The following is a 21,280-nucleotide window of genomic DNA, read 5'->3' on the forward strand; positions in this document are numbered from 1 at the left end:
CACCGGGGCGCAGGTCACGCGCCCTCGAACGGGAAGCGGGCGGGGGGCGCCCCGTGCGCGAAGAACGTCTTCGCGCGGGTCAGCGCCGCCGTGTCCTTCAGGACGTCGCCGCGGTCGCTGCCGTTGCCGAGCAGGACCCCGCCGAACCGCATCTTCAGGTACGCGGCCGTGTTGTTGAGCGTGCCGATCAGCGGGTCGGCGACGGCCGGCTCGTGGTCCGCGAGCGCGGTGACACCCCAGAGGGTGCGTCCGGCCAGGGTCGCCCGGAAGTCGATGCCGGGGGTGCGCAGCCAGCCCGTCCAGTGGTCCAGGTAGCGCTTGGTGGGGCCGGACACCGTGTACCAGTACAGCGGCGAGGCGATCACGATGTCCGTCGCGGCGAGCGTGGCGTCCAGCAGCGCCGCCGCGTTGTCCGGGGTCCCCGCGTCGGCCGGGGCGGCGTCGGCGTCGGGACGGGGGCGGCCGCCGGAGTACCGCCGGTCCTCGAACTCCGGCAGCGGCCGTTCGAGGAGGCTGATCCACTCCTGCTCCACGTCCGCGGGCAGTTGTTCGGCGGCCCGGCGGGCCAGCAGTTCGGTGTTGCCCTCGGTGCGGCTGCTGCCCAGTACGAACAGGAAACGGCGGCCCATTGCTCCCCCAGGAGAGTCGGCTGACGACAAGTGACTGACGACAAGTGCATGCGCGCAATGAATGCGCCTGCATTACATGCACGTGCAACTGTACTCCGTCAGTCGGATCAGTGTCCGGGTCTCCCGCGGCGGCTCCCCGCCCAGGTCGCCGACGCGCCAGGCGGACACCCAGGGCACCCGGTGCACGTCGACGGCCGACTCGATGCGCGCGACCCGCTGGGCGAGGGGCCGCGGCAGCCGGCCCGGCGCGTCCGCGACGAGCACGACGGAGTCCAGGTCGAGCCCCACGGGAGCCTCCCCGAGCCGGAAGACCTCCAGGGTGCGCAGTACGGCGTCCAGCCCCGCCGCATGGGTCCGGGCGACCAGCAGGACGGACGACGGATCGTCCGGCCCGGGCCAGTCGCGCCCGCAGTCCCGGCCGCCGTAGACGGCGGCGAGCGTGGAGGTGCCCGCGCCGCCGTGCGTGGCCACCCAGGAGAAGCGCCGGTGGGTGCCGTGGACGTGTGCGGGCCCGTACCCCTCCTGTGGGTCCCGCGCGCTCCGCGAGTCCTGCACGTTCCCCTCCGGCGGGCTCACCGGACCCCGGATCCAGATCTCCGGCCCCTGCCGTGCGCCGCCGTTCGGCATTCCCGTACTCCTCGCTCGTCGGTCCCGGTCGCTCGTCGGTCTCGGTCGTCGTGGCTCCGCCCGTGACGCGTCCGGCACCGCGGGCAAAGTGCTGGGACGAGTCTGTGACGTCGTGGTGACGCGTGCACCGTAAGTGGGCGGAGAGACTCGACAGTATGTGCACGACCGGATTCTGCCGCCGGGGGAGCGGTGGCCCGGCGTCGGGAAGGAGCACCATGGAAGCTGCGGAACCCACGGCACCGGCCCGCGCCGACCGCCGACTCCCCGACGCATCCGAGTGAGGGAAGCGATGTCTCGACTCAGCCGCGAGAAGAAGCGCGAAGAGAAGCGCTCCGCGCGCTCCGCGGACCCGGCGTCGCCCGTGGTGGCGCCCCTGGACGTCCGGGTTCCGGTGTCCGGACCGGGCCTGGGCGGTGCGTCGATCGGTGGCGTGCCGGTTCTCCCGGCGCCCGGCGAGGAGGTCCAGCACGCCGTGCTGAGTCATCTCCACCGCATCGCCCTCGCCACTGGACATCCGGTCGTCGCCATGGTCCAGGACGATCGCATCGGTTACGTCGTCCCCCTTCGAGTGGATCTGGACGGCGCCAGCCACTTCGCGGGGGAGCCCGCCCGGACCGCGCCGCCGAAGGACGCCCCCGCGCCCGCCGCGGCCCCCGTGCCGGCCCCTGCTTCCGCGCTTCCGGCCGCCCCGGCGGCCCCGGCGGCCCCGGCGGCCCCGGCGGCTCCGGCCTGGCAGCCGGAGGACGCCGTGCCGGTCCGTCAGGAGCAGCCGACCCATCTGCTGCGCGCGCTTCCGGACCGCGCACCGCAGGCAGGTCCGCCGCAGGCAGGCCCGCCGCAGTCGGAGCACCCGCAGCCCCGCCCGCACCCGCAGTCGCCGCAGGGACTGGACGACCCGGCCCCCACCTTCCGCCTGCGCGTGGTGTCGGAGCCGTCTCCGGAGACGCCCTACGGCACGGCCGTGGCCCCGAGGGGCGAGTTCGGCCCGCCGCCCGCCATGGACGGCCCCCCGGCCCCCGCACCCGCGCAGGGTCCCTCGCCCGTCTCCGGGCCGCTGACCCCCTTGCCGGCGCCCGCACCCGCGGCCCTCCCGCCCGCCGCCGAACCCCCGAGCCCCGCCCCCGCCCCCGCATCCGCTTTCGGGGCGCCCCGCGGCGGCACGCCGGAACCGCACCTCGACCCCTACGCCGTCCTCGACCCCGACCCCAAACCGACCCCCGCGCGGGGTTTCGACGCGGTCGCCGAGGCCGTACTCGGGGACGAGCCGCAGGCCGGCTCCGCGGACACCGACGCCCCCGCTCTCCTCGCCGAGCCGATCGCGCGGATCAGCGGGGCCGTGAAGGCGGGGCAGATCGATGTGGCGGCGGCGCTGGCCGAGCGGACCGTGGCCGAGGCGTCGGGAACGCTCGGACCGGAACACCCCGAGGTGCTCCGACTGCTCGAGCTCACGGCGTACATCGCCTACCTCGCGGGCGACCCGCTGCGCGCCTTCCACCTCTCCCTCGACCTGTCCCGGGTGCATCGCCGCGCCGGGGACGCGGAGGCCGCCTACGGCAACGTCCAGAGCGCGGCCGCGGCCTGGCGCGCGGTGCGTGAGCCCGTACAGGGCCTGCAGTTGGGGCAGGAGCTCCTCGGGCTGTGGACCGAGCTCACGTTCGAGGACGGGCCCGCCGCCGAGGACCTCGGTCCGCTGGAGTCCGCCCGCACCCGGATGAACCGCCTCGCCGAACGGGCGGCCCGCAACCCCGACGCCCGCTGAAGGGTGTTGCACAACGGTCCGGAAGATCGGGCAGCAGCTCGCAAGCAAGATCGATGTGCGCTGCCAGTCGGCGGGAAACCGGACCAGACGACGAGTCCGGCAGGCCGGATCATGGCGGAAATTCAGCGCTCACGCCGTTGTGCAGCACCCTTTGGGCGGACGACCGCCCGCCACGAAGCCCGGGCCCGTCACGACGGGCACGCCTCCCGTCGTGACGGGAGGCGTGCCGGTGTCACTGCACGCAGAACTCGTTGCCCTCCGGGTCCGCCATGACCACCCAGCTGCCGCCCGGCTCGTCGACCTCGCGCACCACACTCGCCCCCAGCTTCAGCAGCCGTTCGACCTCCTCCGCCCGCCGGTCCCGGCCCGGGTGCAGATCCAGGTGCAGCCGGTTCTTGCCGGACTTGGACTCGGGGACGCGCTGGAACAGCAGTCGCCGCCCGTGCCCGGTCCCGCTGTCCTCGTCGTACGGGTCGTCGGGATGGCGTACGGCGATCAGGTCCCGGAAGGCGGGACGGCCGTGGAACTCGACGGTGGCCGCGCCCGGCAGGGCGCCGGCCTCCAGCAGCCGTTCGACGAGGGCGCTGTTGTCCTCGACCGTGTAGTGCAGCGCGCCGGACCAGAAGTCGGCCTGGGTGTGCGGATCGACGGCGTCGATGACGAGTTTCCAGTGCAGCGGGGCGGGATCGGTCGTCTGCGTCATGGTTACCACTTATAACGGCACCCGCGGCCGGGCGCCCGGTGCCTCCACGAGCGCGGCGCCCGCGAGCCGTCCGGGTGGACGGCTCGCGGGCGCCGGATGACAGTCCGATCGCCGAGGGGTCCTCCGCTCAGGCGTCCACAGGCGCGGAACTGGAGGCGGCAGCTCCGCGCACACCGGTCCCTGCCTCGGCCCCGGCTTCGGCGGCGACTCCGCCTCCGGCTGCGGCTTCGGTGACGGTTCCGGAACCTGCCACGACGACGGCCGCTCCGGCCGCCGTCTGCGCCGGGATCCCGGCCCTGAGCCGCGCGGTGCGGCGCGCGGTGCGCAGCGCGTTCCAGGTGAGCAGGGCCAGGGCCAGCCAGACCAGCGCGAAACCGGCCCAGCGCTCGGGCGGCATGGCCTCGCCGAAGTACAGGACGCCGAGCAGGAACTGGAAGACCGGGGCCATGTACTGGAGCAGGCCCAGCGTGGACAGGGGCACCCGGATCGCGGCCGCGCCGAAGCACACGAGGGGCAGCGCGGTGACGATGCCGGTCGAGGCGAGCAGGGCGGAGTGCCCCGCGCCCTCGCTCGTGAAGGTGGACCCGCCGTGCGCCGACAGCCACAGCAGATAGCCGAGCGCGGGCAGGAACTGGATCGCGGTCTCGGCGGCCAGCGACTCGAAACCGCCGAGGTTGACCTTCTTCTTCATCAGCCCGTAGGTGGCGAAGGAGAAGGCGAGAGTGAGGGAGATCCAGGGCGGACGGCCGTAGCCGACGGTGAGGACCAGGACGGCGGCGGCGCCGATGCCGACGGCCGCCCACTGCACGGGCCGCAGCCGCTCCTTCAGCAGCAGCACGCCCATCGCGATGGTGACCAGCGGGTTGATGAAGTAGCCGAGCGAGGCCTCGACCACGTGCCCGCTGTTCACGGCCCAGATGTAGATGCCCCAGTTCACGGTGATGACCGCGGCGGCCAGGACGACCAGCGCCAGCCTGCGCGGCTGCCGCAGCAGCTCGCCCGCCCAGGCCCAGCGCCGTACGAAGACCAGTGCGACGGCGACGAAGACCAGGGACCAGGCCATCCGGTGGGCGAGTATCTCCGCCGGGGCGGCGGGCTTCAGCAGGGGCCAGAAGAGCGGGACGAGACCCCACATCCCGTAGGCCGCGAAGCCGTTCAGCAGACCTGTCCGCTGCTCGCCCCTCGATTGTTCGGCCACCGGTCGCTCCTTCTCGCTCGTACACGCGAGCGCGTGTACGCAGAAGGTAACGCCGACCGCCTCCGCCTGTCATGCCCGTATCGCCATACGGTCATGACGGGGGCGGAGGAGCGGTCGGGGGCGCGGTGTCGCGGTCAGCCCTTGAGCGCGGCGGCGACGGCCTCGGCCAGCGGGGTGGTCGGACGGCCGATCAGCCGGGAGAGGTCGCCGGAGGTGACGGCCAGCTCGCCCTTCTCGATGGACGCGTCCACCCCGGCCAGGATCGCGACGAACGGCCCGGGGAGCCCGGCGCCGGCCAGGATCTCGCTGAAGGCCTCGACGGAGACGGGGGTGTAGCCGATCTCCTTGCCGGTCTGCCGGCTCAGCTCCGCCGCGTACTCGGCGAAGCCCCAGGGCTCGTCGCCGCCCAGCTCGTACGTCGTGTTCTCGTGGCCCTCGCCGGTCAGCACGGCGACGGCGGCCGCCGCGTAGTCGGCGCGCGACGCGGAGGTCAGCCGGCCCTCGCCGGCCGCCTGGACGACGGCGGAGTGCGCCAGCACCGGGGCCAGGTTCTCGGTGTAGTTCTCGTGGTACCAGCCGTTGCGCAGCAGGACGTACGGCAGGCCGGAGGCGAGCAGCACCTCCTCGGTGGCGCGGTGGTCGTCGGCGAGTGCCGCGGTCAGGCTGCCGGGGGCGCTGGTGTAGGCGAGCAGGGCGACACCGGCCGCGGCGGCCGCGTCGATGACGACCTGGTGCTGCCGCACCCGGCCCTTGTCGAACTCGTTGCCGGAGATCAGCAGCACCTTGTCGCCGGCCGCGAAGAGGCCGTCGAAGGTCTCGGGGGCGTTGTAGTCGGCGACCGCGAGCCGTACGCCGCGGGCGGCGAGGTCGGCGCCCTTCGCCTCGTCGCGCACGACGGCGGTGATCTGTTCGGCCGGAACCTTCTCCAGCAACTGCTCCACGACGTGGCGGCCGAGGTGTCCGGTGGCTCCGGTGACGACGATGCTCATGATCTGGATCTCCTTGTGGGGTGCGATGTCGTCAACCCTAGAAGGAGCGCTAACTCTGCGAAAGTACCCACTTTGAAGTAAGGTACAGACATGGCAGTAAGTGCAGTGAACGCAGTGGGCGCGACAGGCACGCCGGGCGCCCCGGGGAGCGGCAAGTACACCGTCACCGAGGACATGTGCCCCTACCGGCTGGTCCTGGAGCACGTCACCAGCCGCTGGGGTGTGCTCGTCCTGATCGAGCTGCTGGACCGCCCGTACCGCTTCAGCGAGCTGCGCCGGGCGATCGGCCGGGTCAGCGAGAAGATGCTGACGCAGACCTTGCAGACCCTGGAGCGCGACGGCCTGGTGCACCGGGACGCCAAGCCGGTCATTCCGCCGCGCGTCGACTACTCCCTGACCGAGCTGGGGCGCGAGGCCGCGGAGCAGGTCCGCTCGCTGGCGATGTGGACCCATCGGCGGATGGACGACGTGGAGCAGGCGCGCCGCGCCTACGACGAGGCCCGGGCCTGAAGGTTCACGCCGCGCCTGCGACCAGGCCGGGCCTGAAGGTTCACGCCGCGCCTGCGACCAGGCCGGGCCTGAAGGTTCGCGCCGCGCTCACGACGAGGCCCGGACCGAGAGGCCCGGGCCCGGTCGGGAACCTCGGATCCGGTCAGCCGACGACGGTCCAGGTGTCGCCGCCCGCGAGCAGCGCCGCCAGGTCCCCCTTGCCGTTCTGCTCGATCGCCGTGTCGAGCTGGTCGGCCATCTGCGTGTCGTAGACCGGCCGCTCCACCGAGCGCAGCACCCCGATCGGGGTGTGGTGCAGTGTGTCCGGGTCGGCCAGCCGGGAGAGGGCGAAGGCGGTGGTCGGGGACGCGCAGTGGGCGTCGTGGACCAGGATCTGTGCCTCGTTCTCCGGGGTCACGGTGACCACCCGCAGATCGCCGGTGTGCTGGTCGCGCACGACACCGCGCGAACCGTCCGCGCCGAAGCGGATCGGCTGCCCGTGTTCGAGGCGGATCAGCGCCTCCTGGGACGACTGCCGGTCCTTCAGGGCCTCGAAGGCGCCGTCGTTGAAGATGTTGCAGTTCTGGTAGATCTCCACCAGCGCCGTGCCGGGGTGTGCGGCGGCCTGCCGCAGCACCTCCGTCAGGTGCTTGCGGTCGGAGTCGATCGTGCGGGCCACGAACGACGCCTCCGCGCCCAGCGCCAGGGACACCGGGTTGAAGGGGGCGTCCAGGGAGCCCATCGGCGTCGACTTGGTGATCTTGCCGACCTCCGACGTCGGGCTGTACTGGCCCTTCGTCAGGCCGTAGATCCGGTTGTTGAAGAGCAGGATCTTGAGGTTGACGTTGCGGCGCAGCGCGTGGATCAGGTGGTTGCCGCCGATCGACAGCGCGTCGCCGTCACCCGTGACCACCCACACGCTCAGGTCGCGCCTGCTGGAGGCGAGTCCCGTCGCGATCGCGGGCGCGCGGCCGTGGATGGAGTGCATGCCGTACGTGTTCATGTAGTACGGGAAGCGCGACGAGCAACCGATGCCCGAGACGAAGACGATGTTCTCCTTGGCCAGACCGAGCTCGGGCATGAAGCCCTGCACGGCGGCCAGGATCGCGTAGTCACCGCAGCCGGGGCACCAGCGCACTTCCTGATCGGACTTGAAGTCCCTCATGGACTGCCTGGCCTCGGCCTTGGGGACGAGCGAGAGTGCCTCGATCGTGCCCGTGCCTTCCGTGGACGTCTCAGCCATCGATGGCCTCCTTGAGCGCCGTGGCGAGCTGCTCCGCCTTGAACGGCATGCCGTTGACCTGGTTGTACGAATGGGCGTCGACCAGGTACTTCGCCCGCACGAGCGTGGTGAGCTGCCCGAGGTTCATCTCGGGGATCACCACCTTCTCGTAGTGTCTGAGCACCGTGCCGAGGTTGCTCGGGAAGGGGTTGAGGTGACGCAGGTGCGCCTGGGCGACCGACTCGCCGGCCGCGCGCAGCCGGCGGACCGCCGCCGTGATCGGGCCGTACGTCGATCCCCAGCCCAGCACCAGCGTGCTCGCGCCGTGCGGGTCGTCGACCTCGAGGTCGGGGACGTCGATGCCGTCGACCTTGGCCTGCCGGGTGCGGACCATGAAGTCGTGGTTGGCGGGGTCGTAGGAGATGTTGCCGGTGCCGTCCTGCTTCTCGATGCCGCCGATCCGGTGCTCCAGGCCCGGCGTGCCCGGGATCGCCCAGGGGCGGGCGAGGGTCTGCGGGTCGCGCTTGTACGGCCAGAAGACCTCGGTGCCGTCGTCCAGGGTGTGGTTGGGGCCCTGGGCGAACTGCACCCGCAGGTCGGGCAGCTCGTCGAGTTCGGGGATCCGCCAGGGCTCGGAGCCGTTGGCGAGATAGCCGTCGGAGAGCAGGAAGACGGGGGTGCGGTACGTCAGCGCCATCCCGGCCGCCTCCAGCGCGGCGTCGAAGCAGTCGGCCGGGGTGCGCGGCGCGACCACCGGGACCGGGGCCTCGCCGTTGCGGCCGTGCATGGCCTGGAGCAGGTCGGCCTGTTCGGTCTTGGTCGGCAGACCGGTGGAGGGGCCGCCGCGCTGGATGTCGATCACCAGCAGCGGAAGTTCGAGGGAGACCGCGAGACCGATCGTCTCGCTCTTGAGCGCCACGCCGGGACCGGACGTCGTGGTGACCGCGAGGGAGCCGCCGAAGGCCGCCCCGAGCGCCGCCCCGATGCCCGCGATCTCGTCCTCGGCCTGGAAGGTCCGTACGCCGAAGTTCTTGTGTCGGCTCAGCTCGTGCAGGATGTCCGAGGCCGGGGTGATCGGGTACGAGCCCAGGAACAGCGGCAGGTCCGCCTGGCGGGACGCGGCGACGAGCCCGTAGGACAGCGCCAGGTTCCCCGAGATGTTGCGGTAGGTGCCGGTGGGGAACGCCTTGGCCGCCGGGGCGACCTCGTAGGAGACCGCGAAGTCCTCGGTCGTCTCGCCGAAGTTCCAGCCCGCGCGGAACGCGGCGATGTTGGCCGCCGCGATGTCGGGCCTCTTCGCGAACTTCGACGTCAGGAACTTCTCGGTGCCCTCGGTCGGCCGGTGGTACATCCACGACAAGAGGCCGAGCGCGAACATGTTCTTGCTGCGCTCGGCTTCCTTGCGACTGAGGTCGAAATCCTTCAGGGCCTCGACGGTCAGTGTCGTCAGCGGCACCGGATGGAGCTGGTAGCCGTCGAGCGATCCGTCCTCCAGCGGTGAGGCCTCGTACCCCACCTTCTGCATCGCCCGCTTGGTGAATTCGTCCGTGTTGACGATGATCTCCGCGCCACGCGGCACGTCCCCGATGTTCGCCTTCAGCGCCGCCGGGTTCATCGCGACCAGGACGTTGGGCGCGTCCCCCGGAGTGAGGATGTCGTGGTCGGCGAAGTGCAGCTGGAAGGAGGAGACACCGGGCAGGGTGCCGGCGGGGGCCCGGATCTCGGCAGGGAAGTTCGGCAGCGTCGACAGGTCGTTCCCGAACGACGCGGTCTCGGAGGTGAAGCGGTCACCGGTGAGCTGCATGCCGTCACCGGAGTCCCCCGCGAACCTGATGATCACCCGGTCGAGGCGTTGTACGTCCTTCGCCCCGCCCGGTCTGCGCTGCTCTCCTACGACGGCTCCGTCGGCCTGTTCCGCTGCGCTGCTGACCTTGCTGGTCACTGAACTGGACCTCCCTCGAGGCGGCTGGCCGGGAGTGGCCTTTGCGAAGGCCCTCCCGAAATCAACCCTACGTCCGCAAGGGGCGCCTTCCCCGGGTCATCCGGGCGACGGTCACCGCTTCGGGGCGCTCGCGCGCCCGGAGGTGACAGCCTCCTCGACGGCCCGGCTCGACACGGTTCACCCGACCCCGGCGCTTGCCTTGAGGACGTTCTGCGATCGTTGTCTGTTTCGGTGCTTCGACGATTCGGTGCTTCGAATATTCGGTGGTTCGGTGGTGCAACGGTTCGCTCGGTGCGTGTGATGCGCTCGGCATGTGTGGTGTGCGTGGTGCGTGGTGCGTGTGGTGCATTTCCGTACGTGTGGTGGTTCATGCGGCCGTTCGACTGAAACAGGTGCCGGCCGCAGTGTCAGTACGTCACGGGTTCGGATACGTCACGAGTTCAGATAGGTGAGCACCGCGAGTACGCGGCGGTGGTCCCCGTCGCTCGGGGACAGCCCGAGCTTCAGGAAGATGTTGCTGACGTGCTTCTCCACCGCCCCGTCGCTCACCACCAGCTGCCGGGCGATCGCGGAGTTCGTCCGTCCCTCCGCCATCAGCCCGAGGACCTCCCGCTCCCGTGGGGTGAGCCCGGTGAGTACGTCCTGCTTGCGGCTGCGCCCGAGGAGCTGCGCGACCACCTCGGGGTCGAGCGCCGTACCCCCCTGGGCCACGCGCACCACCGCGTCCACGAACTCGCGCACCTCGGCCACCCGGTCCTTGAGCAGATAGCCCACACCGCGGCTGGAACCGGCCAGCAGTTCGGTGGCGTAACGCTCCTCCACGTACTGCGACAGCACCAGCACCCCCAGCCCGGGGTGCGACTTGCGCAGCTGTACGGCGGCCCGTACCCCTTCGTCGGTGTGCGTCGGCGGCATCCGCACATCGGCCACCACGACGTCCGGCAGCGCGCCCTCGGCGTCCAGCTCCGTGATGGTCTTCACCAGGGCCTGCGCGTCGCCGACCCCGGCGACGACGTCGTGCCCGCGGTCGGTCAGCAACCGGGTCAGCCCCTCCCGCAGCAGCACCGAATCCTCGGCGATGACCACCCGCACCCTGTCCTCCACGATCTTCGGCCCCCCACAGCCCGGTGTCGCCCGACGGCTTCCGCACGGTTCGCCGTACCCCCACCGGGTACCTGCCCGTACGTATACGTCCAGCATTCCAGCAATCGGATCCGACCGTGGCGCAGGCGGCGGGAAAACGCGCACGGCATGCCGACTTTCGGCCGCCGGGGGCGTACGGGGGCCAGCCGGAGTCTGTGGGGTCGTGACGATGGCCTGCCCCGGGGCGGGTCAGCCCCGCCAGGGCAGTTCCGCCGTCACCAGGGTCGGCCCCCCGGGCGGCGAGTCCACCACCAGCAGCCCGTCCACCGCGTCGAGCCGCCCGGCCAGCCCCGCCAGCCCGGAGCCCGCGGACGCGTCCGCGCCACCGACCCCGTCGTCGAGGACCTGGAGCATCAGCCGGTCCTCCGCCTGCCACACGTCCACCGTCGCGCTCGTGGCCCGCGCGTGCTTGCTGATGTTCTGGAGCAGCTCGGAGACCGTGAAGTAGGCGATCCCCTCGATCGCCTGCGCCGGCCGCTCCGTCAGGTCCACGTGCACCCGCACCGGCACCGTGCAGCGCGAGGCGACCGACGACAGCGCGGCGTCGAGTCCGCGGTCGGTGAGGACGGCCGGGTGGATGCCCCGGGCGAGGTCGCGCAGCTCCTGGAGCGCCGTCTTCACCTCGCCGTGCGCGTCGTCCACCATCCGTGCCGCCGCCTGCGGGTCCTCGGTCAGCTTCTCCTTCGCCAGCCCGAGATCCATGGCCAGCGCCACCAGCCGCGCCTGCGCCCCGTCGTGCAGGTCCCGTTCGATGCGCCGCAGGTCGGCGGCGGCCGTGTCGACGACGACACCCCGGTCCGACTCCAGCTCCACCACCCGGGACGCCAGCCGCGACGGCCCCAGCAGCCCGTGCACCATCAGCCGGTCCACCTGCGTCAGCGCCCGTACGATCCACGGCGTGGCCAGCGTGAACAGCAGGCCGACCAGGGCGGTCACGGTGATCTCGAACGGGTTGTCGAGGTAGACCCGGTGGTGCTCGTCGCCGTACAGCTGGAGCCCGTCCTGACCGCCGTACATCGGGAAGACCCAGAACCACAGCGGATACGTCAGCGTCGCCCAGCCGTACACCCAGAAGGTCACCGCGACGCAGAACGAGAACACCGCCCATGGGAAGTGCAGCACCGCGTACAGCAGCTGCCGCCACGACGCGCCGCTCTTCAGGACCGCGCCCATCCACGCCCACGCGCCCCGCGTACGCATGCGCAGCGGCTCGGGTTCGGCCACCTCCAGGCCGAGCAGGCCGCGCGCCCGCGCCCGCTCCAGCGCCCCGAAGCCCCGGCAGCCGGCCAGCCCCGCCGCCAGCACCGGGATGCCGAGGAAGGTCACCAGCAGCCCCGCGCCGAGCGAGACCATCGTGACGGCGTACGTGAACAGCAGAACGCTGATCGGCAGGCTCAGCAGGACGTACCCGAACTCGCGCCAGGCGCGCGCCTCGAACGGGGCCCGCAGCACGGCCGGCAGCCGGTGGTGCCGCTCGCCGCCGCCGTGGCCCTGCCGGTGCTCCTGCCCGTAGGACATCCCGTACTCCTGCCCGTAGCGCGGTCCGTACTCGCTGGCCATCGGTGTCGTCCGTTCTGCTCGTCGGCGGGCCTGCTCCCGTATCTCCAACCCTGCTCGATCGCAGGTCAGCGCGACATGGAGGCCGTCGGCGTCTTGGGCGGGGGGTTTTCCCCACCCCCGCGGGCCCGGCTCACCTCTGCGGGGAGTCCTCCGCGCGCTCCCGCCAGGGCAGCTCCGCGGTCACCGTCGTCGGACCGCCCGGCGGCGAGTCGACGACGAACAGCCCGTCGACCGCGCCGAGGCGCTCGGCCAGGCCCCGCATACCGCTGCCGCCGTCGAGCCGCGCGCCACCGCCGCCGTCGTCCGCGACCTGGATGAGCAGCCGGTCGTCCACCCGCCACACCTCGACCGACGCCGACTTCGCCCCGCTGTGCTTGCTGACGTTCTGGAGCAGCTCCGAGACGGTGAAGTAGGCGATGCCCTCGATGGCCGCGGCGGGTCTCGACGGCAGCTCGGCCGTCACCTTCACCGGCACCGTGCAGCGCGAGGCGACCGACGACAGCGCGGCGTCGAGTCCGCGGTCGGTGAGGACGGCCGGGTGGATGCCCCGGGCGAGGTCGCGCAGTTCCTGGAGCGCCAGCTTCACCTCGCCGTGCGCCTCCTCCACCATCGCCGCCACGTGTTCGTCGGCCCGGCCCTCCAGCAGCTTCTCCTTGGCCAGGCCGAGCCCCATCGCCAGATTGACCAGCCGGGCCTGCGCCCCGTCGTGCAGATCGCGTTCGATGCGCCGCAGGTCGGCCGCGGCCGTGTCGACCACGACCCCGCGGTCGGACTCCAGCTCGGCGATGCGCCGCTCCAGCTCGTCGGAGGGCGACAGCAGCGCGCGCGCCATCGCGCGGTCCGCGTTGGCGAGCCCGCGCGCCAGGAAGGGCAGCACAGGCCACAGCACGAAGAGCGAGGTCAGCGTGATGGTGAAGGTGAGGATGCCCCAGGGCAGCCGGATGACGTCGTACAGCGCCGCCCGCCAGCCCACCGGATCCTTCACCATCATCCAGATCCGCTGGAAGAACCCCTCCGTCCGCTTCAGCGGCAGCGGGCTCGGCTCGTCGATCCGTATCCCGAGCAGCATCCGCGCCCGGCCCCGCTCGAACCGGCCCAGCAGCCGCGACCCCATCAGGCCCAGCGCCAGCAGCGGCAGCCCGACCACGGTGAAGGTGAGCACGCTGCTGACGAGCAGCGCCGTGGTCACGTAGACGAAGCCGAGCAGTGCCATCGGGAGGTTCGCCAGGAGATGCGCGATCTCCTTCCACGTCTGCGGGGCGAAGGCCATGCGGGCCGGAGGCAGGCGGTCGTCGCCGCCGTCGTCGCGGTCGGTGAGCTGCGCGCTCAGGGTGGCACGGGTGCCCTGAGGGCCTCGGAGGTCTCGCGTGTCCCGGGCGTTGCGGGGGCCGTGGACGTGATGGGTGTCTCCGGCGACGTCTCCGCCGTCGGAAGGCATGGCTGGGGTCATACCGGCCAGGGTGCCCGGCGCGGCGCCGCGACGCCATGAGGTCGGCCACCGCGATCGACGGGGGAAAACCCCACCCTCGGCCCCACCTCCGGCCCCACCGGCGGCCCCGCCGTGGGATCTCAAGGCGTGACGGGCTGCTTACCGCTTCTTTATCAGGGCCTAGACTCCCGTGCGTACAGATCGTCGAACGCAGGGTTCACGAGGGTCACGAGTTCAGGGAGCGAGGCGGACGTTGCCGGACACGTTGCGGGACACGCTGCGGGACCCGTCCGTCGTCGTCGCGGCGGACTACTTCCACTCCTATTCGGTCGTCGGACTGCTCGCCGTCGTCGGTGTGCTGTTCGTCGCCGTCGCCTTCGGGGCGGGCCGCCTGCTGCGCCCGGTGGTCCCCACCCCCGAGAAGCTCCTCACCTACGAGTGCGGCGTCGACCCCGTGGGCGAGGGCTGGGCACACACCCAGGTCCGCTACTACGTCTACGCGTTCCTGTACGTCATCTTCGCCGTCGACTCGATCTTCCTGTTCCCGTGGGCGACGGTCTTCGCCGACCATGGATACGGCGCGACGACGCTGGTGGAGATGTTCATCTTCCTCGGCTTCCTGACCGTGGGCCTGCTGTACGCATACAAGAAGGGCGTCCTGACATGGACGTGACCCCCGCCTCCCCCGAGCCCGTGCCGCTTCCCGAGCCGAAGCGGCTGGGCGCCCTCGCCCGGCTGGCTCCCGAGCCGATGAAGGTGGTCCTGAACTGGGGCCGCCGCTACTCGCTGTGGGTCTTCAACTTCGGCCTCGCCTGCTGCGCGATCGAGTTCATCGCCGCGTCCATGGCCCGCCACGACTTCATCCGCCTGGGCGTCATCCCCTTCGCGCCGGGGCCGCGCCAGGCCGACCTGATGGTCGTCTCGGGCACGGTCACGGACAAGATGGCACCGGCCGTCAAGCGCCTGTACGAGCAGATGCCCGAGCCGAAGTACGTCATCTCCTTCGGCGCCTGCTCCAACTGCGGCGGCCCGTACTGGGACTCCTACTCGGTCACGAAGGGCGTCGACCAGATCATCCCGGTGGACGTCTACGTCCCGGGCTGCCCGCCCCGCCCCGAGGCCCTGCTCCAGGGAATCCTGAAACTCCAGGAGAAGATCGCCCGGGAGTCGCTGGCCGAGCGCTACGGGACCAGGCGGCCCTCCGCGGCCGCCCTCCAGAGCGGGCTGGTGCAGCCGCCGCCGGCCCCCGCCGCAGCGGGTGAGAGCCGATGACCGCAGTCGGCTGGCTGCCCGCACCCGCCGAGGAACTCTTCGGCGCCCAGGCCACGGCCGAGGAGTCGTACGACGTCCTGACGGTCGACGTGCCGCCGGAGTCCTGGACCGCGGCGCTGCGCGTCGCCCGCGACGAACTGGGCTGCACCTACTTCGACTGGCTGAGCGCGGTCGACGAGCCGGGCACCGGTTTCCGCGTCTCCGCCCACGTGGCCGCGCTGGGGCCGGTGCGCCGGCTGCTGGTGCGCACGACCGTCCCGCACGAGTCGCCGGTCCTGCCGTCCGCCGTGGACGTCTACGCGGGTGCCGCCTGGCACGAGCGCGAGACCCACGAGATGTTCGGCGTCGCCTTCCAGGGCCACCCGGCCCTGGACCACCTCCTTCTCCCCGAGGGCTTCGAAGGTCATCCGCTGCGCAAGGACTTCGTCCTGGCGGCGCGGGTCGCCAAGGCCTGGCCCGGCGCCAAGGAGCCGGGGGAGTCCGAGCACGGCGGCCCCAAGCGCCGCCAGATGCTTCCCCCGGGAGTCCCCGACCCGAACGAGTGGGGCCCGCTCAAGGGCCGGCTCCCCGCCGCCCCGGCCCGTCCGGCCCGCGCGGCGGGCCGCGCCCCCGGCGAACGCCCGGTGCGCCGTGCCCGTACGGCCTCGGAGGGCTCGGCCAGCCAGACCGGCACGCCGACGCCAGCGCCAGCGCCTGCGGACGCCGGTGCGGGTGCGAGCGCGGGTGCCGGTGCGCGTGCCGATGCGCGTGCGACGGCGGATACGACGCCTGGCACGGTCACCGGCCCCGGCACCGGCGCGGGCGCGGGCCCGGCGGATCAGCCGCCCGCCGCCGCTCCGGCTCCCGCGCCCGGCACCGCCCGTCGGTCCCGCAGCGCGACCGGCGGGTCCGCCTCGCAGCGAACGGGAGCGGCGGGAGCAGCAGGGGCAACGGGAGCAGCAGAGGCAGCGGGAACAGCGACGGGACCGACGGGAACCGCGGGACCGCGTCGTGCCCGCTCGGCCACGCAGGGGTCCGCATCCCAGCGCGCCGAAACCCCCGCGGCCCCCGGCCCGGCCACGCCTGCCCGGCCCTCCGCCACCGGCCCCCGCAGCTCGGACGCCCCGTGGCACCACGCCCGCCCGGCCTTCGAGAAACCGGAACCGAAGCCGGAGCAGGAACCGGAGCGGAAGCCGAAGTCGGGGTCCGAACCGAAGCCCGAACCAGAGCCGAAGCCCGACCCGGAACCGGGGCCCGAGCCAGAGCCGAAGCCCGACCCGGAACCGGGGCCCGAGCCGGAACCGACACGGAAGCCGGAACCGGCACCGGCACTGGCACCGGGTCCGAAGTCGGCGCCTGCGCCTGGGCCTGCGCCTGAGCCGACTCCTGAGCCCGAGCCTGCGCCCGCGCCGAAGTCGGACTCGGAGCCGGCTCCGGAGCCTGTGCCTGAGTCGACTCCCGAGCCCGAGTCGGCTCCCGAGTCTGCGCCTGAGTCGACTCCCGAGCCTGCGCCCGCGCCGAAGTCGGACTCGGAGCCGGCTCCGGAGCCTGCGCCTGAGTCGACTCCCGAGCCCGAGTCGGCTCCCGAGTCTGCGCCTGAGTCGACTCCCGAGCCCGAGCCTGAGCCTGCGCCGAAGTCGGACTCGGAGCCGGCGCCCGAAAGGGCCCCCGCGTCCGACGAACCGACCCCCGATGCCCGCACCGACCCCCAAGGAGGCCCGCAGTGAACGACGCGCTGGATGTCGCCCTGCGACTCCTCGTCGTCTTCGGCGTCTTCCTCACCTTCCCGCTGATCGTCGGTCAGACCGAGCACAAGGTGATGGCCCACATGCAGGGCCGCCTCGGCCCGATGTACGCCGGTGGCTTCCACGGCTGGGCCCAGCTCGTCGCGGACGGTGTGAAGTTCGCGCAGAAGGAGGACGTGGTCCCGGCGGGCGCGGACCGCCGTGTCTTCCAGCTGGCCCCCGCCGTGGCCCTGCTGCCCTACCTCCTGGTCCTGCTCGCCGTCCCCATCGGCCCGGGGGAGGGCGCGGTCGGTCAGGTCGTCGACGCGGGCATCTTCTTCGTACTCGCCGTGATGGGTGTGGGCGTCCTCGGCTCCCTCATGGCCGGCTGGGCCTCCGCCAACAAGTTCTCCCTCCTCGGCGGCCTGCGCACCGCCGCCCAGCTCCTCGCCTACGAACTGCCGATGCTGCTCGCCGCCGCCTCGGTGGCGATGGCGGCCGGCACGGTCTCCCTGCCCGGCATCGTGGCCGCCTTCAACTGGTGGTGGCTGCCCTGGCAGCTCACCGGCGCGTTCGTCTTCTTCGTCGCCGGCCTCGCCGAACTCCAGCGCCCGCCCTTCGACATGCCCGTCGCCGACTCGGAGATCATCTTCGGCGCGTACACCGAGTACACCGGTCTGCGGTTCGCCCTCTTCCTCCTCGCCGAGTACGCCGGGATCGTCGTCCTGTGCGCGCTGACCACCGTGCTCTTCCTGGGCGGCTGGCACGGCCCGTGGGGCGCCGACGGCCTCGGCTGGGTCTGGACCCTGCTGAAGACCGCGCTGCTCGCCTTCGTCGTGATCTGGCTCCGCGTCACCTACCCCCGGCTGCGCGAGGACCAGCTCCAGAGGTTCTCCTGGACCCTCCTCGTCCCGCTCTCCCTCGCCCAGATCGCCTTCACCGGCATCGTCAAGGTGGTGATCTCCTAATGGCCCCCTTCCCCGGCTCCGGACTGGCCAAGGGCCTGGCCGTCACCCTGCGCACGATGACGAGGAAGACGGTCACCGCGCAGTACCCGGACGTCCAGCCCGACCTCCCGCCCCGCACCCGCGGTGTGATCGGCCTGTTCGAGGAGAACTGCACGGTCTGCATGCTGTGCGCCCGTGAGTGCCCCGACTGGTGCATCTACATCGACTCCCACAAGGAGACGGTCCCGCCCGCGGCCCCCGGCGGCCGCGAGCGCAGCCGCAACGTCCTCGACCGCTTCGCCATCGACTTCTCCCTGTGCATGTACTGCGGTATCTGCATCGAGGTGTGTCCTTTCGACGCCCTGTTCTGGTCCCCGGAGTTCGAGTACGCCGAGACCGACATCCACGAACTCACCCACGAACGCGACAAGCTCCGTGAGTGGATGTGGACGGTCCCGGCCCCGCCGGCCCTCGACCCGGCGGCGGAGGAACCCAAGGAGATCGCCGCCGCCCGCAAGACCGCCGAGAAACTGGCCGCCGCTCAGGATCGGCCGGACGAGCGGCAGGGGGAGCAGTCGTGACCCTCGCCGCCGCCGTCCCGCACGGCTTCCTCTCCCCGACGGGTGTGGAGATCGCCTTCCTCCTCGTCGGCCTGGTCACCTTCGGCGCCGCGCTCGTCACCGTCACCACCCGGCAACTGGTGCACGCCGCCCTGTGGCTCGTGGTGACCCTCGGCGGCCTGGCCGTCGAGTACCTCCTGCTGACCGCCGAGTTCATCGCCTGGGTGCAGGTCCTCATCTACGTCGGTTCCGTCGTCGTCCTCCTGCTGTTCGGTCTGATGCTCACCAGGGCGCCGATCGGCCGCTCCCCGGACGCCGACTCCGGCAACCGCTGGGCCGCCCTCACGGTGGCCGTCGCCGCGGCGGCCGCCCTGGTCTGGGTCGTCGTCGACGCCTTCCGCGCCACCTGGATCGACCTGGACGGAGAGCCCGCCGGCACCACCCGTGTCACCGGCGAGAGCCTCTTCCAGAACTGGGTCCTCCCCTTCGAGGCCCTCTCCGTCCTCCTCCTCGCCGCCCTGGTCGGCGCGATCGTCCTGTCCCGCAAGGCGAAGGCGGACGCGACGGCGACCGCTTCCCCGCGCACCCCCGGCCCGCGCCCGGACGGTGGCGGCAGCCCGGACCGGGCCCGCAGGGCCGCCGGAGCCGACCAGGAAGGCGTCCGCTGATGCACCTCGTCTATCCCGCCGTGCTCTCCGCCCTCCTCTTCTGCACCGGCCTCTACGGCGTCCTCGCCCGCCGCAACGCGATCCTGGTCCTGATGTCGGTCGAGCTGATGCTCAACGCCGTCAACCTCAACCTGGTCGCCTTCGACGTCTGGCTCAGCAGGACCGCCGAGGAGACCCTGCACTCCGGCCAGGCCCTGACCCTGTTCACCATCGCCATCGCCGCCGCCGAGATCGGTATCGGCCTGGCGATCGTCCTGGCCGTCCACCGCAACCGCGGCACCTCGGACATCGACAAGCTCCGCGACACCGCCGAGGGACCCGACAAGGACGGCCCCGACAGCGGCGCCCTCGCGGCGCAGAAGGCCGACGACCGGGCCGGCGAGAAGGCTGAGGCCACCACGTGACCACGACGACCCTCGCCGCGCTCGTCCCCCTCCTTCCCTTCCTGGGCGCCGCGGCCGGACTGCTCCTGGGCCGCACGGCCCCCGGCCTCGTCCGCCCGCTCGCCGTGCTGCCGACGCTCGCGACGCTCGTCCTCGCCGTACTGGTCGCGGTGCGCCAGGGCGGCGGCCCGGCGATCGACGCCGCCACCGAACTCACGCCCACCGGTTCGGTGCCCGTCGAACTCGCCCTGCACATCGACGGCTTCGCCGCCCTCGTCGCCATCCTGGTCGGCGTCGTCGCCACCTGCGTGCAGATCTATTCGACGGGCTACCTGCACAACGACCCGCGCTACCCCTCCTACGCCGCCCTCGTCTCCCTGTTCACCTCCGCGATGCTCCTGGTCGTCTACTCCGGCGACCTGATGGTGCTGCTGGTCGGCTGGGAGGTCATGGGCATCTGCTCCTACTTCCTGGTCGGCCACTACTGGGAGACACCGGAGGCCCGCGCCGCCTCCCTGAAGGCCTTCCTGGTCACCAAGCTCGGCGACGTCCCCTTCCTGATCGGTCTGTTCGCCCTCGCCACCGACGCCGGCTCCTTCCGGATCACCAAGGTCCTCGGCGCCGTCGCGAGCGGCGGCATCCACCACGTGACGCTGGTCGCCCTGCTGCTCCTGGCGGGCGTGGCGGGCAAGTCGGCGCAGTTCCCGCTGCACACCTGGCTCCCCGACGCGATGGCGGGCCCCACGCCCGTCTCGGCGCTGATCCACGCCGCGACCATGGTGGCCGCCGGTGTCTACTTCGTCGCCCGGCTCCTCCCGCTCTTCCAGGCCTCCACGGCGGCCATGGTCGTCCTCGCCGTGATGGCCGCCGTCACCATGACGGGGGCGGCGCTCGCGGCGCTCGCCCAGGACGACATCAAACGCGTCCTCGCCTACTCGACGATCAGTCAGCTCGGCTACATGACCGGCGCCCTCGCCGTCGGCGACCGCGGTGCCGCCGTCTTCCACCTCCTCTCGCACGGCGCCTTCAAGGCGCTGCTGTTCCTCGCCGCCGGCGTGGTCATCCACGCCACCGGCACCAACTCGCTCGCCGCCATGTCCCGGATGACGGGCCTTCGGGACCGCGTCCCGGACGCCTACTGGACGATGACCGTGGCACTGCTCTCCCTGGCCGCGATCCCGCCGTTCAGCGGCTTCTTCTCCAAGGAGTCCGTCCTCGGCGCCGCCGAACACGTCATCACGGGCCACACCGAGCACGCCCCCGCCGCCGCGGGCTGGACGGTCCTCGTCGCCGGCCTGGTCACGGCCCTGCTCACCGCCGGGTACGCGACCCGGCTGTGGCTGCTCGCCTTCCGCGGACAGGGCGCCGAGGTGCCGGGCCTCGCCCCGAGCGCCGAGCCCGGCCGGGCCGAGGAGCACCGGGTCCGTGAGCCCCTCACCATGACCGTCGTGCTGTGGGTGCTCGCCGTCCCCTCCCTCGCCTTCGGCGGGTTCGCCTACGGGGTACTGCCCGCCTGGTTCGACGGCCGCAGCCTGACCCCGACGCTCACCACCTCCATCCTCGGCACGGGCCTCGCCCTGGTCGGCGGACTGGTCACCTACGGCGCCTGGCAGCACGTCACCGCCCTCGCTCCCCGGGCACCGCTCGGAGCGGTCGCCGCGCACCCCGGCGCCGACGCCGGACTCGTCGAGGCGGAGGCCATCGCCACCCACGAGCCGGCCTACGGGGACATCGCCCTGGCCCCCGACCCGGCCGACCCCGGCCGCCTCCTGCTCGGCCCGCTGCACCGTCACGCGGCCGCCGGCTTCCACCTGGACGCCCTGTACGGCGTGCTGTTCGTCCGCCCGGTCCAGGCCGGAGCGAGCCTCGTGCGGTTCCTCGACCGCGAGGTCGTCGAGACCTACGTACGCGGTGCGGGCGCCCTACCCCGCTGGCTCGGTGCCGCCGTACGGCGGGCCCAGACCGGCAATGTGCAGACCTATGTGAGCGCGCTGCTCGCCGGCGCCGTCGTCCTGACGGTCGCCGCCGTCCTCGTCGCCACGGGAGCGTGAGCAGGC

Annotated in this window: 20 protein-coding genes; 10 read left to right on the forward strand and 10 right to left on the reverse strand. The window is 72.3% G+C overall.

From position 1 onward, the window contains the following. Positions 1-14: 14 nt before the first annotated feature. Positions 15-629, reverse strand: coding sequence for a flavodoxin family protein (locus tag ACWC24_RS20365; protein WP_450664222.1), 615 nt, complete (start codon positions 627-629; stop codon positions 15-17). A 72-nt stretch (positions 630-701) separates the two neighbouring features. Continuing rightward, positions 702-1,256, reverse strand: coding sequence for a DUF6668 family protein (locus ACWC24_RS20370; RefSeq protein WP_450664223.1), 555 nt, complete (start codon positions 1,254-1,256; stop codon positions 702-704). Between the two features lie 289 nt (positions 1,257-1,545). On the opposite strand from ACWC24_RS20370, the gene ACWC24_RS20375 reads away from it, so the two are divergent. Beyond that, a complete protein-coding gene (locus tag ACWC24_RS20375) occupies positions 1,546-3,015 on the forward strand; it encodes a tetratricopeptide repeat protein (protein WP_450664224.1) in 1,470 nt (489 codons plus the stop codon). Positions 3,016-3,247: 232 nt separating this feature from the next. On the opposite strand, the gene ACWC24_RS20380 is transcribed toward ACWC24_RS20375, so the two are convergent. From ACWC24_RS20380 to ACWC24_RS20390, 3 genes are all read right to left on the reverse strand, one after another. Beyond that, positions 3,248-3,718, reverse strand: coding sequence for a VOC family protein (locus tag ACWC24_RS20380; RefSeq protein WP_450664225.1), 471 nt, complete (start codon positions 3,716-3,718; stop codon positions 3,248-3,250). A gap of 127 nt (positions 3,719-3,845) precedes the next feature. Then, positions 3,846-4,916 carry an EamA family transporter RarD gene (gene rarD / locus ACWC24_RS20385; RefSeq protein WP_450664226.1) on the reverse strand — a complete coding sequence of 357 codons (1,071 nt, stop codon included), beginning with the start codon at positions 4,914-4,916 and terminating at the stop codon, positions 3,846-3,848. A 134-nt stretch (positions 4,917-5,050) separates the two neighbouring features. Further along, a complete protein-coding gene (locus tag ACWC24_RS20390) occupies positions 5,051-5,905 on the reverse strand; it encodes an NAD(P)H-binding protein (protein WP_450664227.1) in 855 nt (284 codons plus the stop codon). Positions 5,906-5,995: 90 nt separating this feature from the next. Between ACWC24_RS20390 and ACWC24_RS20395 the strand changes: the two genes are divergently transcribed. Further along, a complete protein-coding gene (locus ACWC24_RS20395; protein WP_450664228.1) occupies positions 5,996-6,415 on the forward strand; it encodes a winged helix-turn-helix transcriptional regulator in 420 nt (139 codons plus the stop codon). Positions 6,416-6,557: 142 nt separating this feature from the next. Here ACWC24_RS20395 and ACWC24_RS20400 read toward each other — a convergent pair whose 3' ends face one another. The 5 genes from ACWC24_RS20400 to ACWC24_RS20420 all read right to left on the reverse strand — a co-directional run bounded on the left by ACWC24_RS20400 (position 6,558) and on the right by ACWC24_RS20420 (position 13,531). After that, positions 6,558-7,637: a 2-oxoacid:ferredoxin oxidoreductase subunit beta gene (locus ACWC24_RS20400; protein ID WP_450664229.1), complete on the reverse strand. Its 1,080-nt coding sequence runs from the start codon at positions 7,635-7,637 to the stop codon at positions 6,558-6,560. After that, entirely contained in the window at positions 7,630-9,558 is a 1,929-nt protein-coding gene (locus ACWC24_RS20405) for a 2-oxoacid:acceptor oxidoreductase subunit alpha (RefSeq protein ID WP_450664230.1), read from the reverse strand. Before ACWC24_RS20405 ends, ACWC24_RS20400 begins: the two co-directional genes overlap by 8 nt. Positions 9,559-9,990: 432 nt before the next feature. Next, entirely contained in the window at positions 9,991-10,650 is a 660-nt protein-coding gene (locus ACWC24_RS20410; protein WP_450664256.1) for a LuxR C-terminal-related transcriptional regulator, read from the reverse strand. Positions 10,651-10,890: 240 nt separating this feature from the next. Then, on the reverse strand, positions 10,891-12,261 hold the full coding sequence (locus tag ACWC24_RS20415) for a sensor histidine kinase (RefSeq protein WP_450664231.1): 1,371 nt from the start codon (positions 12,259-12,261) through the stop codon (positions 10,891-10,893). 130 nt (positions 12,262-12,391) lie between these two features. Beyond that, positions 12,392-13,531: a sensor histidine kinase gene (locus ACWC24_RS20420; protein ID WP_450664257.1), complete on the reverse strand. Its 1,140-nt coding sequence runs from the start codon at positions 13,529-13,531 to the stop codon at positions 12,392-12,394. A gap of 412 nt (positions 13,532-13,943) precedes the next feature. Between ACWC24_RS20420 and ACWC24_RS20425 the strand changes: the two genes are divergently transcribed. From ACWC24_RS20425 to ACWC24_RS20460, 8 genes are read left to right on the forward strand one after another with little or no spacing between them, the layout of a single operon-like run. Further along, positions 13,944-14,363 carry an NADH-quinone oxidoreductase subunit A gene (locus ACWC24_RS20425; protein ID WP_450664232.1) on the forward strand — a complete coding sequence of 140 codons (420 nt, stop codon included), beginning with the start codon at positions 13,944-13,946 and terminating at the stop codon, positions 14,361-14,363. Then, positions 14,354-14,962 carry an NADH-quinone oxidoreductase subunit B gene (locus tag ACWC24_RS20430; RefSeq protein ID WP_450664233.1) on the forward strand — a complete coding sequence of 203 codons (609 nt, stop codon included), beginning with the start codon at positions 14,354-14,356 and terminating at the stop codon, positions 14,960-14,962. Before ACWC24_RS20425 ends, ACWC24_RS20430 begins: the two co-directional genes overlap by 10 nt. Further along, positions 14,959-16,668, forward strand: coding sequence for an NADH-quinone oxidoreductase subunit C (locus ACWC24_RS20435; protein ID WP_450664234.1), 1,710 nt, complete (start codon positions 14,959-14,961; stop codon positions 16,666-16,668). The genes ACWC24_RS20430 and ACWC24_RS20435 overlap by 4 nt, the downstream gene beginning before the upstream one ends. Continuing rightward, positions 16,665-17,633: a complex I subunit 1/NuoH family protein gene (locus ACWC24_RS20440; protein ID WP_450664235.1), complete on the forward strand. Its 969-nt coding sequence runs from the start codon at positions 16,665-16,667 to the stop codon at positions 17,631-17,633. Before ACWC24_RS20435 ends, ACWC24_RS20440 begins: the two co-directional genes overlap by 4 nt. After that, a complete protein-coding gene (locus ACWC24_RS20445) occupies positions 17,633-18,193 on the forward strand; it encodes a NuoI/complex I 23 kDa subunit family protein (protein WP_450664236.1) in 561 nt (186 codons plus the stop codon). The genes ACWC24_RS20440 and ACWC24_RS20445 overlap by 1 nt, the downstream gene beginning before the upstream one ends. Beyond that, entirely contained in the window at positions 18,190-18,840 is a 651-nt protein-coding gene (locus ACWC24_RS20450) for an NADH-quinone oxidoreductase subunit J family protein (RefSeq protein WP_450664237.1), read from the forward strand. The genes ACWC24_RS20445 and ACWC24_RS20450 overlap by 4 nt, the downstream gene beginning before the upstream one ends. Further along, positions 18,840-19,244: an NADH-quinone oxidoreductase subunit NuoK gene (nuoK, locus tag ACWC24_RS20455; RefSeq protein ID WP_450664238.1), complete on the forward strand. Its 405-nt coding sequence runs from the start codon at positions 18,840-18,842 to the stop codon at positions 19,242-19,244. The genes ACWC24_RS20450 and nuoK overlap by 1 nt, the downstream gene beginning before the upstream one ends. Further along, the gene (locus ACWC24_RS20460; RefSeq protein WP_450664239.1) at positions 19,241-21,274 is read left to right on the forward strand and encodes an NADH-quinone oxidoreductase subunit 5 family protein; all 2,034 of its coding nucleotides are present in this window, start codon (positions 19,241-19,243) and stop codon (positions 21,272-21,274) included. The genes nuoK and ACWC24_RS20460 overlap by 4 nt, the downstream gene beginning before the upstream one ends. Positions 21,275-21,280: the final 6 nt, after the last annotated feature.

The sequence above is a fragment of the Streptomyces sp. NPDC001443 genome (assembly GCF_053597355.1).

Bases quoted from the DNA above. Each gene is read 5' to 3' on its own strand.
- ACWC24_RS20415 (WP_450664231.1), bottom strand. From the start codon at position 12,261: ATGGCCAGCGAGTACGGACCGCGCTACGGGCAGGAGTACGGGATGTCC.
- ACWC24_RS20430 (WP_450664233.1), top strand. From the start codon at position 14,354: ATGGACGTGACCCCCGCCTCCCCCGAGCCCGTGCCGCTTCCCGAGCCG.
- ACWC24_RS20365 (WP_450664222.1), bottom strand. From the start codon at position 629: ATGGGCCGCCGTTTCCTGTTCGTACTGGGCAGCAGCCGCACCGAGGGC.
- ACWC24_RS20380 (WP_450664225.1), bottom strand. From the start codon at position 3,718: ATGACGCAGACGACCGATCCCGCCCCGCTGCACTGGAAACTCGTCATC.
- ACWC24_RS20375 (WP_450664224.1), top strand. From the start codon at position 1,546: ATGTCTCGACTCAGCCGCGAGAAGAAGCGCGAAGAGAAGCGCTCCGCG.
- ACWC24_RS20390 (WP_450664227.1), bottom strand. From the start codon at position 5,905: ATGAGCATCGTCGTCACCGGAGCCACCGGACACCTCGGCCGCCACGTC.
- ACWC24_RS20435 (WP_450664234.1), top strand. From the start codon at position 14,959: ATGACCGCAGTCGGCTGGCTGCCCGCACCCGCCGAGGAACTCTTCGGC.
- ACWC24_RS20445 (WP_450664236.1), top strand. From the start codon at position 17,633: ATGGCCCCCTTCCCCGGCTCCGGACTGGCCAAGGGCCTGGCCGTCACC.
- ACWC24_RS20420 (WP_450664257.1), bottom strand. From the start codon at position 13,531: ATGGCCTTCGCCCCGCAGACGTGGAAGGAGATCGCGCATCTCCTGGCG.
- nuoK (WP_450664238.1), top strand. From the start codon at position 18,840: ATGCACCTCGTCTATCCCGCCGTGCTCTCCGCCCTCCTCTTCTGCACC.
- ACWC24_RS20395 (WP_450664228.1), top strand. From the start codon at position 5,996: ATGGCAGTAAGTGCAGTGAACGCAGTGGGCGCGACAGGCACGCCGGGC.
- ACWC24_RS20400 (WP_450664229.1), bottom strand. From the start codon at position 7,637: ATGGCTGAGACGTCCACGGAAGGCACGGGCACGATCGAGGCACTCTCG.
- ACWC24_RS20370 (WP_450664223.1), bottom strand. From the start codon at position 1,256: ATGCCGAACGGCGGCGCACGGCAGGGGCCGGAGATCTGGATCCGGGGT.